At 46.3% G+C, this 16,518-nt stretch carries 11 protein-coding genes; 8 read left to right on the top strand and 3 right to left on the bottom strand.

The window, feature by feature from the left end:
- Positions 1-5 precede the first annotated feature (5 nt).
- From GTQ38_RS02485 to GTQ38_RS02475, 3 genes are all read right to left on the bottom strand, one after another.
- Positions 6-1,268 carry a glycosyltransferase gene (locus GTQ38_RS02485; protein ID WP_161433638.1) on the bottom strand — a complete coding sequence of 421 codons (1,263 nt, stop codon included), beginning with the start codon at positions 1,266-1,268 and terminating at the stop codon, positions 6-8.
- Between the two features lie 15 nt (positions 1,269-1,283).
- Positions 1,284-2,978: a gamma-glutamyltransferase gene (ggt, locus tag GTQ38_RS02480; RefSeq protein WP_161433637.1), complete on the bottom strand. Its 1,695-nt coding sequence runs from the start codon at positions 2,976-2,978 to the stop codon at positions 1,284-1,286.
- A gap of 63 nt (positions 2,979-3,041) precedes the next feature.
- Complete coding sequence (locus tag GTQ38_RS02475) at positions 3,042-5,225, bottom strand: outer membrane protein assembly factor BamB family protein (protein ID WP_161433636.1); 2,184 nt, start codon at positions 5,223-5,225, stop codon at positions 3,042-3,044.
- 214 nt (positions 5,226-5,439) lie between these two features.
- Between GTQ38_RS02475 and GTQ38_RS02470 the strand changes: the two genes are divergently transcribed.
- The 8 genes from GTQ38_RS02470 (at position 5,440) to GTQ38_RS02435 (ending at position 16,508) form a co-directional block, all read left to right on the top strand.
- Positions 5,440-8,571 (top strand): WD40/YVTN/BNR-like repeat-containing protein, encoded by a 3,132-nt coding sequence (locus tag GTQ38_RS02470; protein ID WP_161433635.1) that lies wholly within the window; start codon positions 5,440-5,442, stop codon positions 8,569-8,571.
- Between the two features lie 11 nt (positions 8,572-8,582).
- Positions 8,583-10,367, top strand: coding sequence for an arylsulfatase (locus GTQ38_RS02465; RefSeq protein ID WP_161433634.1), 1,785 nt, complete (start codon positions 8,583-8,585; stop codon positions 10,365-10,367).
- A 61-nt stretch (positions 10,368-10,428) separates the two neighbouring features.
- Complete coding sequence (locus GTQ38_RS02460; RefSeq protein WP_161433633.1) at positions 10,429-10,977, top strand: CopD family protein; 549 nt, start codon at positions 10,429-10,431, stop codon at positions 10,975-10,977.
- Between the two features lie 120 nt (positions 10,978-11,097).
- Positions 11,098-12,513: a sensor histidine kinase gene (locus GTQ38_RS02455; protein WP_161434055.1), complete on the top strand. Its 1,416-nt coding sequence runs from the start codon at positions 11,098-11,100 to the stop codon at positions 12,511-12,513.
- 13 nt (positions 12,514-12,526) lie between these two features.
- Positions 12,527-13,309, top strand: coding sequence for an enoyl-CoA hydratase/isomerase family protein (locus GTQ38_RS02450; protein ID WP_161433632.1), 783 nt, complete (start codon positions 12,527-12,529; stop codon positions 13,307-13,309).
- A gap of 25 nt (positions 13,310-13,334) precedes the next feature.
- The gene (locus GTQ38_RS02445) at positions 13,335-14,879 is read left to right on the top strand and encodes a hypothetical protein (RefSeq protein WP_161433631.1); all 1,545 of its coding nucleotides are present in this window, start codon (positions 13,335-13,337) and stop codon (positions 14,877-14,879) included.
- 115 nt (positions 14,880-14,994) lie between these two features.
- Entirely contained in the window at positions 14,995-16,068 is a 1,074-nt protein-coding gene (locus GTQ38_RS02440) for a PA0069 family radical SAM protein (RefSeq protein WP_161433630.1), read from the top strand.
- Between the two features lie 86 nt (positions 16,069-16,154).
- Positions 16,155-16,508 (top strand): YciI family protein, encoded by a 354-nt coding sequence (locus GTQ38_RS02435; RefSeq protein ID WP_161433629.1) that lies wholly within the window; start codon positions 16,155-16,157, stop codon positions 16,506-16,508.
- Positions 16,509-16,518: the final 10 nt, after the last annotated feature.

The following is a 16,518-nucleotide window of genomic DNA, read 5'->3' as shown; positions in this document are numbered from 1 at the left end:
TTCGATCAATCAGTCTGGTTTACTATGGCTTCTGCTAACTCATTTTCATATTTTTCCAAGGCCATCTGTCCGGCTAGTTCTTTTGCCTTTGCTTTGTAAGCATTGTTCTGCCAGAGGTCTGACAATTTAGGATCGAAGTTTTTGGAATTAAGGGAGGTTATTGACGGACCCTTCGGTCCGACCCCTTTTTCGCTCAGGATCTTATTCCACAAGAACTGATCAATGATATGAGGAATGATCATGGAGGCACAAGCGTACTTCATAGCCATATGCGAAGTCCCCGAACCTCCGTGGTGTACCACCGCATAGGTCCTGGGAAATATGTAATCGTAGGGAATGCCATGGACAAAATGGATCAGCTCCCTATTGAAATCCGAAAGCGGTTCCAGGCCACCCTCTGCACAGTTGATCAGTGCAGGTATTTGATACTTCTCAAGAGCCCTTACAATGGTCGCTGTTTTCCTCTGAGGCGCAGGGTTGATCATACTTCCAAAAGTAACGAGCACGAATTTGGGATGTTTCTGCATGAAGGCCTGTAAAGCTTCATCCGGTTCCCAATTCAGGATCTTGTTTCGCTCGTGATAACCGAGTACCTGTACGTGAGAAGGCCAATAGGAAGGCCGGGAAAACAAAGAAGGAGAAATGGTATAGATGGACGGCGTCTCGTCCAGCATCTTTTTTACCATAGTGTTGGCAAGCATGGATTCAGGTACCAGCCCCTTGGCATCACTTTTGGTCGCTTTGAGCAATCCGAAGCGGGCCAGGCCATAGGTAGCCCTGTTAAGGAAGGGTCCTAAATCCCGGTTGAACATCACATGCGCCTGATCTTTTACAGGATGCATTACATAGGGTACCGGCAGTACCAAAATATTCTTCCCCGGGTTTTCCTGACCCCAGAAAAATGGGTAAAGGGCTTTGGCATGATGTACAATACGATCCGGTTTTTCAGTTTCGATGAAATCCTTCTGACGTTTTACCAGCTCTTTTCGTATTGGGGCGAAGATCCTGGCCATTTTGGAGTAGGCCTTGATCTTTTGCCATACAGAGGCGCTTCCGCCCATGGCAGCTTTGCCGATATCACTCTCTAAAAGGTCTATGAATTCCGGACCTAAAGACCCAAACCGAAAGCCCGAGGCTTCAGCAAGGCTGCGGAAGTGTTCGGGAAACAAACAAACAACCTCATGTCCCCGTTTTTGAAGTAGTTCGCCTACCGCCAGGAACGGTTCCATATCTCCCCTGGTACCTATGGAGGCCAAAAGGATTTTCATAAATTGGTTTTTTCTTTAATATCCGGCTGCCATGCCGTCCTTCCTGCTTTCAGAGGCCCCGTGGTACACCTTGTTCTCATCATCCCATAAAATGGCCTGATAACCTCCATAGGAACCTCTGGTGAATCCTACGGAATGGCCCCGGCCCATAAGGCCGCGAATCGTTTTATAGGGTATGCCGGATTCCACACGTACCGTGCCTCTACCTTCTTTTCCCGTACCGATAGGGCTGGAGCCCCCGCTATGGTCCCAACGCGGAGCATCCCCGGCTTCCTGTAGATTCATCCCAAAATCGATCAGGTTCATGACTATCTGGGTGTGACCCTGAGGCTGGAAATCACCTCCCATCACCCCAAAACTAACATAGGGCTTTCCGTCTTTCGTAATAAAAGCCGGAATTATGGTATGGAAGGGCCTTTTTTCCGGGGCATACGTATTGGCCTGTCCTTTTTTCAGGCTGAATAATTTCCCCCGGTTCTGCAACATAAAGCCCAGCTGGGGAGGTACAAGACCTGAACCCATTCCCATATAGTTGCTTTGAATGAGTGAGATCATATTCCCATCCTTATCGGCCGCTGTCATGTAAATGGTCTCACCTACACTTATTTCCCCGGCCTTGTAGGTGCTGGCGCGATCCTTAATTAATTCCCTTCGTTTATTGGCATAGTCTTCCGATATCAATTCGGCGACCGGGACCTCTGCAAAATCCATGTCAGCATAATACTTTGCCCTGTCTTCAAACGCTAGTTTTTTGGCTTCGGTGAAGAGATGCAGGTGTTCTGCACTTCCGAATTCTATGTTTGAAAAATCATAACCCTCTAAGATCTTCAGCATCTGTAAGGCCGCAATTCCCTGTCCGTTCGGTGGAAGTTCCCATACATCGTACCCGCGATAGTTTACTGAGATCGGTTCTACCCATTCAGACCTGTGATCCGCAAGGTCCTTTACAGAAAGAAATCCGCCCTGGGATTTCATAAAATCCGCGATGGTCCTGGCTACTTCACCTTTGTAGAAAGCATCCCGTCCACCCTTTGCGATCTTTTTATAGGTTTCCGCCAGATACGGGTTCCTGTAAACCGCTCCTTCTGCCGGGAGTTTATTGTTGTTCTGTGCGATATAGGTCTCCGCAATATTCGGGAATCCCTGACTTTGGTAGTATGGGATAGAGCGTTGCATATACCACGCGATCAGTTCCGTTAAGGGAAAGCCTTTTTCAGCATAGGCTATGGCGGGTTGTAGCAGTTGCTCCATAGGTTGGGATCCGAACTTCCCGTGTAACTCAAACCAGCCATCCACTGCTCCGGGAACACTAACCGGAAGAGGCCCGAGGGAGGGGATCTCATCCATGCCTTCCTTTTCAAAGTACGCCAATTTAAGACTCCCGGGCGATCGACCGCTTGCATTTAGTCCGTAGAGTTTTTGTGTTTTGGCATCCCATACAATGGCGAACAGGTCCCCACCAATGCCGCAACCCGTAGGTTCCATTAAACCCAGGGCGGCGTTGGCTGCAATAGCAGCATCCACCGCATTGCCACCAGCTTTTAAGACATCCAGTCCAACTTGAGTTGCAAGCGGATGACTAGTGGCTACCATGCCGTTTTGCGCCAAAACCTCAGAGCGGGTTGCGCTCAATTCCCCGGTGATACGGTCTTGTGCTGAAACAAGGTTAACGGCTAATATCACCAATAATATACTAATAGGTATTTTCATATTGTGTCTTTAGATTATATGGATAATTACTTCTGTCTTTTATGTTGATTTACAGTTACTTACTTATAATGAGAAAGCTACGTAAGCAGCTCCTGAAGGGGTTCCCATTTTCCCTCCCCCACAGGCTATGACCACGTATTGTTTCCCGTTGACCTCATAGGTCGCCGGGGTCGCATAACCTCCTGCCGGCAAATCGGTTTCCCAGAGTTTTTCTCCCGTTCTCATATTAAAGACCCTGAACTTTTCGTCTTTTGTGGCACCGATAAAAAGGACTCCCCCTGCGGTAATAACCGGACCGCCGTAATTCTCTGTACCAGATTCGGGATACTCAGGATCATTCAATTTCTCTTCATTCCCTAGCGGGACTTTCCACAGGTATTCACCGGTATTCAGGTCGATGGCGTTGAGTGTCCCCCAGGGCGGTTTCACAACCGGGTAACCTCTGTCATCCTTAAACCGGCCAAATCCAACCATGGCATAGGGTAGCTCTGGGGTATCTTCGGCCCTGTGATCTGATATTTCAGGTTCTTCAATTCCTTTTATGAATGCTGAGATGCTTGCCAGCTCATCCTCGTTGAGGTTTGGCATTGCCGGCATCGCACCTTTTCCATTGTGAATTATCTCTGAGATCGCTTCCCTGGAAAGGCGGTCTTTTACATTTTGCAATTCCGGTATAGCTCCGAGGCCTTGCAGGTCTCCTCCGTGACAGCGAGCGCAATGGATCTGCGTTAAGGTAGCCCCTTTGCTAAGCCTTTTGCCATCTTTTTCACCAACCTTGGCCATACGAACAATCCAGGCCATTTCATTGGCATTCACATACATGACCCCATTTCTGGGATCAACAGCGGCGCCGCCCCATTCCGCACCGCCGTCGGCCCCCGGGTACAGAATCACCCCGCGCGTATCTATGGGGATGAATTGACCTTCGGAAGTTACAGAAGCTAATTTTTCACTTACGGTTGGGGGGCTGATATTCTGATCCTTATCTATGAAATCGTCAACAAATGCAGGTCTTTCCGGTGCATAAAGGTCAGCTTCTGTCAGCATCTGTCTGGCAAACGGGAGAGGTTTCACAGGGAGGCTCTGAGAGGGCGCCGTCTGATCTCCTTCCAGTTTGGTGGCAGGATAGGTCTTTTCCTCAATAGGAAACAGCGGTGTTCCAGTTAACCGGTCGAATACAAAGATATGTCCGCTTTTGGTAACCTGGGCGACAGCCGGGATCAGTTTACCGTCCATTTCTACCGTCAATAGGTTAGGAGGAGCTGGAAGGTCCCGGTCCCAAACGTCGTGTTTTACAAACTGGTAATGCCATACCCTTTCCCCGCTGTCTGCCTTAAGGGCCAATAGGGTATTGGCAAAAAGATTATCTCCTAACCTGTCACCTCCATACCAATCGAAGGCCGCGGAACCGGTCGGAATAAAAACTAATCCATTGGCCTCATCCAGGGCCATTCCAGCCCAGTTGTTTGCTCCTCCTGTGGTTTTGTAGGCTTCTTCAGGCCAGGTTTCATAGCCGAATTCACCTGGTTGGGGTATGGTGTGAAAGATCCACTCCTGCTTTCCGGTCTTGGCATTAAAAGCCCTTATATGTCCCGGAGCGGCACCCGGAGACTCCGAAGTGCGATGACCAAGTATAATATAGTCCTGAAAAACCACCCCTGGTGTTGTCATTACCAATGGTAATTTATCAGCTGGTCTTCCCAGGCCCTCACGAAGATCTATACTACCCCCGTCTCCAAAAGTCTCTACTATAGATCCTGTTTGCGGACTCAGGGCGTATAACCTGGGTCCGGAAGCGTAAAACAGTCTTTCGTCCTCTGGCATTTCTCCAGGCCAATACAGCATTCCACGACTCAGCCCAAGGCCCGTCTGATCCGCTGCTTCGGGTTTAAACTCCCAAAGAAACTGCCCGGTATCTGCCTTTATCGCAAAAAGTGAATTTGTAGGTGATATGCCGTAAAGCTGGTCTCCCAGTATGAGTGGATTTGTTTGTATCTGGGTATTTCTGCCTTCCTCCAATTCGCCACTTTGGTATTGCCAGGCGATTTTTAATTCGCTCGCATTTGTAGTATCAATTTCCTGCAAAACGGAATAATGTGTTCTCTTAGGATCGCCCAGATAGTGAGACCAGGAACTGTAATCCGGATTGACTGAGATGGCCTCCAGTAAGGCCTTTTTATCTTCTCGCTGTTCACAAGCTAATAGGAAAAGGAGTGAAATGATGATAAACACGAGCCCGGTTCGCATAAAATTGTTTTTCATCGTTTCGCAATACTAGTTTTCAGATAGGATTCCCACTTGCTTAAAAGTACTAAAACTTTTGCGTAGCACTCTCATCACAAATCAGCAAAAATCATACTGCCGGAAAATGTCTGCTGCAACAATAACTTTTGAATTTCCTGCTGAGGTCAACTAAAAAACATTCCCTACATTTAAGCTGGACTAATTCAAAAATCTAAACATGAAAAAATACTACTCCGGCCTAGTGATGCTGACCCTGGTTTTATTGTGCTTACCGCTATCAACCCAGGCACAGAGAAAAAAGCGAAGCACCATTACTAACCCTTACCAGGAAAGCCTGTATTCCAGTCTAAAATACCGTTTGGTAGGTCCCTTTAGAGGAGGTAGGTCTGCTGCCGTAACCGGGGTTCCCGGAGAACCCAATCTCTTTTACTTTGGAGCAACAGGAGGCGGGGTCTGGAAGACTACAGACGGAGGGCGCCACTGGGAAAACATTTCGGATGGCTATTTTGGGGGTAGTATCGGGGCCGTAGAGGTTTCTCAAAGCGACCCAAACGTTATTTATGTCGGAGGTGGTGAAAAAACACTAAGAGGAAATGTGTCCTCAGGATACGGGGTTTGGAAAACCGAAGACGCCGGGAAGACCTGGACTTCGGCAGGGCTCGAGAAAAGTCGTCATGTACCCCGAATCAGAATTCACCCCAGGGATCACAATATAGTCTACGCTGCAGTGCTTGGGAATATCTATAAACCCACTGAGGATAGAGGGGTATATAAGAGCACCGATGGCGGGAAAACCTGGCGCAAGACCCTTTTTGTAAATCAGCAGGCCGGAGCCGTAGACCTGGTGCTGGACCCTAACAACCCAAGGATCATTTACGCATCAACCTGGAGGGCCCAAAGGACTCCCTATAGTCTTAGCAGCGGGGGTGATGGCTCTGCCCTTTGGAAGAGTACGGACAGCGGAGAAACCTGGAAAGAAATATCTAAAAACGAAGGATTTCCAAAAGATACTTTAGGCATTATCGGAGTCACAGTGTCGCCCAAAAACTCACAACGGTTATGGGCCATCGTGGAGAATAAAGAAAAAGGAGGGCTTTACAGAAGTGAGGATGGCGGAAAGAAATGGACCCAGGTTAACAGCGAACGCAAATTGCGGCAACGAGCCTGGTATTATACGCGGGTATATGCGGACACCGAAGATGTGGACAAGGTGTATGTTCTCAACGTTCGTTACCACAGATCTACGGATGGGGGCAAGACTTTTGAGACTTTTAATGCACCACACGGTGATCATCATGACCTTTGGATCGCTCCGGAAAATTCAAACAGAATGGTAATCGGGGATGATGGTGGCGCACAGGTCAGTTATGATGGTGGCGAGACTTGGAGTACTTATTACAATCAACCTACAGCGCAGTTTTACAGGGTAACTACGGATAATGCTTTCCCGTATCGTATTTACGTGGCTCAGCAAGACAATTCCACAGTTCGGATTAAACACCGCTCAGACGGAGGAAGTATAGATGAAGATGATTGGGAACCAACCGCTGGAGGCGAGTCTGCGCATATCGCGATAGATCCAACGAACAATGAAATCGTGTATGGCGGAAGCTACGGAGGATTTCTGACCAGGGTTAATCACGACAATAATACCGTCCGGGGAATCAACGTCTGGCCGGATAATCCCATGGGCTACGGAGCAGAAGGCATGAAATATCGATTCCAATGGAATTTCCCCATACTGTTCAGTAAACACGATCCGAAAAAGCTATATACCTTTTCCAATCACGTACACATGAGCACCAATGAGGGCCAGAGCTGGCAATTGTTAAGTGGCGACCTTACCCGTAACGATCCAGACAAATTGGTATCCAGCGGAGGGCCAATTACTCAGGACAATACGGGTGTGGAATATTACTGCACCATTTTTGCGGCTAATGAAAGTCCTTTAAAGGAGGGTCTGATGTGGGTTGGTAGTGACGATGGACTTATTCATCTGACCCGTGACGGAGGTGCCAACTGGGAAAATGTGACACCTGCGAATATGCCGGAATGGAATATGATCAATAGCATTGAACCTTCAGCATATGACGAGGGAACCTGCTACGTCGCCGCAACACGTTACAAACTAGGAGACTTTAAACCTTATTTGTATAAAACAACGGATTACGGCCAAACCTGGACAAAGATTACGAATGGTATAAACGGGGAACACTTTACAAGAGTGCTTCGGGAAGACCCTAAAAAACAAGGATTGTTATATGCAGGAACAGAGACCGGTATGTATATTTCCTTTAATGATGGAGCCAGTTGGCAACCCTTTCAATTGAATTTGCCCATTGTCCCTATTACCGATCTGGCATTGAAGAATGACAACCTGGTGGTCGCCACCCAGGGCCGAAGTGTATGGATCATTGATGATCTTACAGTATTGCATCAATTGGACGATTCCATGAAGACCTCGGCAAGCTTCCTTTTCAAACCGAAAGACGCTTACCGTACCAAGGGGAGTGCTGCGGAAAAACCGTCCAAAACGGCCGGGCAAAATCATCCAAACGGGGTAGTGTCTCATTTCTTCCTCAAGGATCTACAGGAAAAAGACAGTGTATCGCTTACCTATACAACGGTTTCAGGAGATACCCTGGGGCATTTTTCCAGGGCCTCAAAGAAAAAGGATAAAAAACTAAAGGTGGCCAAGGGAGGCAATACCCATGTTTGGGATACCAGAGGAAAGGGAGCGGAAAAGCTCAAGGGGATGGTCCTTTGGTGGGCAAACCTGGAAGGGGCAAAGGCCGTTCCCGGGGAATACGTGGTGCATTTGAAGGTAAATGACCAAAGCAGCTCGCAGCGATTTAAGATCCTCCCGGATCCAAGAGCTGAAGTATCAGTGACCGATATGCAAAAACAGTACGACTTCATTTCGGACATCAACAATACCGTAGACAAGGCTCATCAATCCATAAAAAAGATCCGAAAAGTAACAGAAAAACTGGATGCCTTCATCAAGCAATATGAGAATAATGAGGAAACCAAAGAGCTTGTAGAAAAGGCTAAAAAAATGAAAACGGATTTCGGAACAATAGAAAAGGCCTTGTATCAAACCAAGAACCGAAGCCGGCAGGATCCTCTTAATTTTCCGATCCGCCTGACCAATAAATTAGGGCATTTGAATAGCCTGGTATCGCTGGACGATTTTCCACCAACCGATCAGGATATTGCAGTGAAGAACGAATTGACGGCTAAGATAAACGAACAACTAAAAGCCTTTGACGCAATGGTAGACGATGAGATCTCTGCTTTCAATAGATCCTTTAACGAATTGAACCTAAACTACTTGTTTGTGAAATAAACTTCAGAAAAATGACTCAAACTGGCACCGAAAATTATCTTTCGCTAAAAAATACCGTCCGACTGTTTTTGGTTCTCCTCTTTCACTCTGTGACTTTCGGGCAGAGTCAGTCCAGCCCTAATGTTCTGGTGATTATTACTGACGATCAGGGTTATGGGGATCTGGGCGTTACAGGGAATCCTCATATCAAAACCCCGGTCTTGGACGCTTTTGCCAGGGAGAGTATCCGCTTTACAAACTTTTACGTCTCACCGGTTTGTGCCCCAACCAGGGCAAGCCTTATGACCGGGCGTTATTCCTTAAGGACCGGAGTTAGGGATACCTACAACGGAGGCGCGAATATGGCATCTTCTGAGATTACTATAGCAGAGTTGCTGAAGCAAAAATCATATCGTACCGGAATATTCGGAAAGTGGCATTTAGGAGATGTCTACCCGCACAGACCTATGGATCAGGGATTCGATGAGTCCGTCATCCATTTGTCCGGAGGAATGGGTCAGGTAGGGGATTTTACCACCTGGTTTCAGGGAGACCGCAGTTATTTTGATCCGGTTTTATGGCGTAACGGAAAACAACAGGCGTATCCTGGTTATTGTAGCGATATTTTCGCCCAGGAAGCCATCAGTTTTATTGAAGCGAATAAGGAGGGTCCTTTTTTCTGTTACCTTTCTTTTAATGCGCCTCATACCCCTTTGCAGGTTCCGGAGAAATACAATCAAATGTACCGGAACGTAGATCCTTCCGCTGACTTTGCTGACCCTAAAGGGCCTTTTCCAAAGATGACCAGGAAAGATAAGGAGGATGCCAGGAAGGTTTATGCCATGGTGAGCAATATTGATGATAATGTGGGCAAAGTACTGGACAAACTGGAAGAGTCTGGTATTGCGGAAAACACTATCGTGATTTTCCTTACGGATAACGGTCCGCAACAGCGAAGATACGTGGCCGGCATGAGGGGCCGTAAAGGAAGCGTATACAGAGGTGGGGTACGCGTGCCTTTTTATATGCGATTTCCGGCGAAGTTCGACGGAAATAAGGACATTAGTACGAATGCGGTCCATATGGATATACTACCCACTTTGGCAGAAATTTGCGGACTTGAACTTCCGGTCGACAGAAGGATTGACGGACGAAGCTTGTTACCATTGTTAAACTCAAATGAACAGCAGCAATGGTCTGAAAGGCCCTTATTTTTCTATTGGACCAGAAAATATCCCGAAAGGTATTATAATATGGCATTAGTTCGTGGAGACCAAAAGCTGGTGGCTAATACGGACCATGATGGAAACATCCTGGACTATGAATTTTACGATCTGAAAACGGATCCCTGGGAGTTGGAAAATCGGATTGAGGATCAGAAGGACATGGCCTTACAATTAAAGGAAGATTTGGACAAAACCTATCTGGAACTCGTCAGCTCTCCCAACCTTGTGGACCCTCCCAGAGCAATTGTCGGGGCAACAGCATCGGAAGCGGTAGTACTCAATAGAAATGATGCCGAAGGAGACCGGGGGATATGGGCACAGGAAGAGGTATTTGGTAAATGGCGCGTTACCATAAAAGAGGGTTATTACAAGATTAGATTTAAATTCATCAAACCGATTCAGGCGGGAGGTAGAATGGTCCTGGAGGCAAATACTTTAGTAGCTCAACAACGTAATGAAGATCAGGATACGGATGAGTTGATCATGGAAAACGTATATTTCCCGGATCTGGAATGTGATCTCATTCCTTTTTATGGTATTGGTTCCAAAAGGATATTTCCTTTTTGGGTAGAGCTTACCCGATTAAATTAGGTTGCTGATTCGGAAAAGCGACATGTTTTACGGAACTTAGCAGCGCATTTCTTGCTTTCTTATGGAATACTACAACTATATCAAAGCCCTTCACCTCATTTTTGTGATCACCTGGTTTGCCGGCTTGTTTTATATCCCAAGGCTGTTTATCTATCATATTGAGGCCTCGGAGAAGGCCTCGCCGGAAAAAGAGATCCTTAGTAAGCAACTCAAATTAATGTCTAAACGTTTGTGGTTCATCATCACCTGGCCCTCCGCCATTCTTGCGACGGTCTTTGCCATATGGTTGCTGCTATTGATGCCATCCTGGCTGGCGCAGGGTTGGATGCATGTAAAACTTGCCTTCGTAGTATTGCTCTTTGCGTATCATCTAAGAACGCATCAGATCTACAAGCAATTGCAGCGTGATGACATCCGCTATACCTCCAGATTTATGCGAATTTGGAATGAAGGAGCCACACTAATTCTCTTCGCGGTGATCTTTTTAGTTGTGCTGAAAAGCGCTTTTAACTGGATCTACGGACTCGTGGGCATCCTGGTGCTGGCGGTATTGCTCATGCTGGGCATCAGGCTTTATAAAAGGATACGGGATAAGAATCCGGAAGCCTGAGCCGGGTTGGATCACTGCTATTCTGCTGAAACATTTTTGGTGTGATTATTGCTATCTTTAAGGTCAAATTAAACTTCCTTGTTTAAAAAGTTATCCCTTAGGTCACGGATTTTCATTACGATGATACTGCTGGTACTGATCGCTTCGGTATTGATCGCTGGTGTTACTATTTATCAGTACCGGGAACAGTCCAAGGATTATCACCAGAACCGGCTTCTGAGAAAGGAGGCACAGATACAACAGAGTATCAGCTATACCCTAAGGGAGACGACCTACCCCGCAACCACGGAGTACCTGGGCCGAATTTTTAAGGATGAGATATACCAGATCGCGGATGTGCAGAATATCAATTTCAATATCTATGACCTGGAAGGACAACTGATCAAAAGTTCCCGTCCCACCTTTAATAACGACTCCATCTCCATCTGCCTGACCGCCGACGTGCTTAACGGTTTACTTTCGAGTGCGGAGCAACGATACGTTGAAGAAAATGCCGCGGCCGGGGAAAGATATCAGGCTTCCTACACCTATATTCACGATGTAAAAAGCAAACCAATTGGTATTTTAAATCTTCCTTACCTGGAAGACAATACCTTTAACGATATGGAACTGAGGGAGTTCCTGCTAAGGTTAGCCGGGGTATATCTTCTGATGTTGCTGATTGCCATTGCCCTGGCCTACTTTATTTCCAAATACATTACCAGGTCGCTACAGACCATTTCGGACAGGCTGACTGAAACCCATCTTACCAAACGAAATGAAAAGATCATCATTGAAGATCCCAGTGAAGAGATCGGTAAGCTGATCGATTCCTACAATGGGATGATAGATGAGCTGGAGCAAAGTGCTGCCAAGCTGGCCAGAAGTGAAAGGGAGCAGGCCTGGAGGGAAATGGCCAAACAGGTAGCCCATGAGATCAAGAATCCGCTTACTCCAATGCGACTAAGCGTTCAAAGTTTTGAACGGAAATTCGACCCGGCAGACCCTAACGCCAAGGCCAAAGTAAAGGAATACTCCAAGACCCTGATCCAGCAAATAGATACTATGAGCAGTATCGCCTCGGCCTTTTCCAGTTTTGCTGAAATGCCTGCCCAACAAAACGAAACCCTGGATGTGGTTAAGATCGTAAAGCTGGCCCTGGATATCTTCAATGAAGATTATATTCACTTTATCAGCGAAGAAGAAAAGCTTATCGCCAAATTAGACCGTACCCAATTGATCCGGGTGGTAACCAACCTGGTGAAGAATGCCATTCAGGCAGTGCCTGAAGTTGTTTCTCCAAGAATACTGGTATCGGTTACAGCGGCCGGAGAATATGTAAAGATCTCCGTTGCTGACAACGGTATCGGTATTGATGACGGCTTTAAGGATAAGATATTCGAACCTAAATTTACCACCAAGTCCAGTGGAATGGGATTAGGTTTGGGAATGGTCAAGAATATAGTTGAGACCTATAAGGGGGAAATCGATTTTACTTCCCAACCCGGAAAAGGGACCGTTTTTACCGTAAAGTTCCCGAGAGAAAATCAATCATAAGAAAACTTCAAAAATGAACTTCAAGAATATTTCTGTAGAAGAAAAAGAGGCGGTTGCCATTGTAACGGTAAACCGACCGGAAAAGCTGAACGCCTTAAATGTGGACACAATTTCGGAACTGCATAAGGCCTTTGAAGGTCTGGATCAGGATCCGGACATCAGGACCATCATCCTTACCGGAAGTGGTCCCAAAGCTTTTGTTGCCGGGGCGGATATTGCCGAATTCGCGGACTACTCGAAAAAAGAAGGGACCAGGCTTTCCAAAAAGGGCCAGGAGCTACTTTTTGATTATCTGGAGAATCTGCAAACTCCCGTAATAGCAGCTGTAAATGGTTTTGCTCTGGGTGGGGGTCTGGAATTGGCCATGTCCTGCCATTTTAGAATAGCCAGCGATAACGCCAAAATGGGACTTCCTGAAGTATCCCTCGGGGTAATACCCGGATACGGCGGTACCCAGCGTTTACCTCAATTAATAGGCAAGGGCCGGGCTATGGAATTGATCATGACCGCTTCTATGATCGACGCCAATACGGCCGCCGCCTATGGCCTGGTAAACCGGGTCGTAGCCCAGGAAGAGCTTATGGCTGAATGCCTGAAAACAGCTGCCAGGATCGCAAATAATTCGCCCGTTGCCATAGGAAAGGCAATAAAAGTCATAAATGAAGGTTTTAAGAGTAATGCAAGCGGTTTTGATGCCGAAATAAAAGCTTTTGGTGAGTGCTTTGGAACAGACGATTTTAAAGAAGGAACCACGGCTTTTCTCGAAAAACGCAAAGCAGATTTCCCGGGAACATGATATGAACTAAAGTTGATATCAAACCATGAAAAAAAGCTGTATTCTCTTTGTGGCGATCTTTGCCATGTTCCTTGGTTATGCACAAGAAATTCCGATAGACTACAATTTCGGAGAAAAATATAATGATCGGTATAAGTACTCTAACCTGGTCACCATTGCCGATGACGGTACTGGGGGGTATATTCTGGTTAGGTCTTATTTCACAGGGCTAATCCTAAAGCCAAAAGGTTACTTCATAGAACATTATAGCAAGGAACTTCAACTTTTAAATGAGTACAACTATAAACTCAAAGGACCAGAGTTTGTAGAAGGCTACGTTAAAAACGGTCAGTTGTATTTGTTGTTCCTGGACTACGATCTGCTTAGGGAAACCTATAATTATGTAGTCCATAGAAGTCCAATTTCGGAATTCAATTTTACCAGCGAAACCATACTCTCTGTTCCTTCCAAGCCCGTAAACAACCCTTTGGATAAGAATTACTATAACAGGAACTTCAGCTCCGGCTTTACGACTACCGCCTTGTTCAATGAGGAAAAATCTGCCTTTGTGATCAGCACCCATTTCAAGAAGGGGAAAACGAATAAACATCATATCCATCTCTTCAATGCTTCCTTAAAAAAGATCTTTGAGCACGATTTTTCAGTCGAGGTGGAAGAGAAGAACTACGCTTTTGAGAATATTGAGATCTCAGCAGACCTTAGCAAGGCATACATTGTAGGGAAGGCTTATTTTAAGAAAAAGCGTTTTAGTGCATTGGAGCGAAAGTTCCAGTATGAACTCATTGCCGTATCCGCCCGGGGGAGCAAGATCCAGACCTTTGACGGTCCCGGTAAGTACTCGGAGGGATTGAAACCCATCCTGCATAAGGACCGCCTGGTTTGTGTTGGTTTTTACGCGGACCGTAAGGACAACCGCTACAACGGCATAGCTTATTTTGACCTGGACCCCTCCAGTCTGCAGTTGAAGACAAAAAAGTACAATCCGTTTTCCACGCAGTTCATGTTCGACAAATTCGGAAAGGAAAATGCAGAGCACGTCAAGAATCTGATCTTTAAAAATGTGAGCTTTACCGGGGCGGGCGATCTGCTGTTCAACGCGGAAGAGTACTTCGTGACAAATAGTATTCAGGCGAATTCCAGTGGCGGACGGGTAATGGTTGAACGTTTTCATCACAATGATATCGTCAGTGTAAAACTCGATGCCAATGGCAATCTGGCCTGGGCTCGCAACATCAATAAATCTGAAGTCACTCAAGGCGATGGTGCCTACGCGTCCTACAGTTCGTGTACCAAAGCCGGGAAAACTTACTTCTTTATAAGCACTTCCGCGGAAAACCCACAGTTGCTCAATAATGAAAGGATGGTCTTTAAGCAGGGCCTGAGCCGCAATCGCAACGTCTTTGTGATACAGCTGGATGAAGCGGGAAAAATGAGCTATGAAAAGATCATAGACGACAAGGAAGCCAGGCTGCCATTAATGGTTTCCAAACCGCTTATGGATTCGGATGCTGTCATTTTTTATGCCAAGCGGGGCACCAAAAAGCAATTGGTGAACCTGGCGATCAATTAGCTATAGGGCTTAATTTTCTCAAGACAAAGAGGTCTTTAGAGGGCCTAATGTTAAATCTTCAATTGGATTCAATCATATTGGAATAATTCCATAAATTTGGAATAAATCCAATTCATTGAAAGAAAAAGAGTATCTAAAAGGGCGTGGAGCGCAGAAGAATCCGCCCAACAAGTTTTTGCAATATCTATACGAAGCCAGGGATGATTTTCTGGAGTATTGCAGGCTGGAAGGCGAAGAAGCTGAATCCAACAAAACCCAATACCTCCCGGTTTTTCCAAAAACCATTGTAAATAAGGTTACCAGCCCGGATGTGGGTATGATGTATTCCATGAATCCCTATCAGGGCTGCGAGCATGGATGCATTTACTGCTATGCCAGAAACACTCATGAGTTTTGGGGTTACAGCGCAGGCATGGATTTTGAACGCCGTATCCTGGTAAAGGAGAAAGCCGCTGAACTGCTGGAGGAAAAACTACTTTCTAAATCCTGGAAAGCGGAAACCATAGTGATGTCCGGGAATACGGATTGTTATCAGCCGGCTGAGCAGAAATTCAGGATCACCAGGGCCTGTCTCGAAGTTTTTCTCAAATACAGGCATCCCGTGGGCATCATCACCAAGAACGCCTTCATTTTAAAAGACCTGGACATCATAAAGGAGCTCAATAAGCACCGGCTTATAGGGGTAAATATTTCCATCACCTCCCTTTCGGAAAAAACGAGGCGTATCCTGGAACCCCGGACGGCCTCTTTGAAGAAAAGGTTGCGAACCATTAAGGTGTTATCTGAAAACGACATTCCTGTCAATGCCATGCTTGCTCCTATCATACCGGGTATAAACAGTCATGAGATCTTAAAGCTGGCGAAAACAGTTTCGGACCATGGCGCCCTGTCTTTCGGAATCACAGTGGTTCGCCTGAACGGTGCCATAGGACAGATCTTTACCGACTGGATCCGAAAAACGCTTCCGGATCGGGCAGAAAGAGTGTTGCACCTTATAGAGGACTGCCATGGGGGCAAGCTGAATGATAGTAGATTCGGAATTCGAAACAGAGGAGAAGGCAAGATCGCACAGCAGATCAGGGACATGGCAAATCTGGCCAGAAAAACATATTTCAAGGACAAGTCCTTTCCGGAACTCAATAAGAATTTATTTGAGACCTATAAGAGCGGCCAAACTAAATTGTTTTGAAGATAATTATATTTATTGTCCAATCGCCCAGGGCTCATCCGTCTTCAATGAGAACAAAAAGCGATGTCTAACTAAAAACAAACATTATGAGTAACTTTTTGTATTTATTTAGAGGTGGTGATAAGGCGTATCAGGCCTTGTCCCAGGAAGAGAAACAAGCCCATATGCAGGAGTGGTTTGTATGGATGGATGGATTAAGGGGGAAGGGATTGCTGGTAGACGGGCTGCCGCTTTCGGAAGACGGAAAAGTCATCAGGGATAGAGGAGAGATCATTACCAATGGCCCCTTTGCAGAAGGAGCGGAGATGGTAGGAGGCTATCTTATTGTCACTGCTGATTCCCTGGACCATGCCGCCGAGATATCCAAAGGCTGCCCCATTTTCGATTATTCAGGGGCCTTTGTGGAGGTGCGTGAGATCTTATCCATGGAGCAACACTAAAAACTTTTTA

The sequence above is a fragment of the Poritiphilus flavus genome (assembly GCF_009901585.1).
GTDB classification, from domain to species: Bacteria; Bacteroidota; Bacteroidia; order Flavobacteriales; family Flavobacteriaceae; genus Poritiphilus; species Poritiphilus flavus.
Note: the sequence above shows the minus strand (reverse complement) of the source record. Positions and strands in the feature narration are given on the sequence as shown.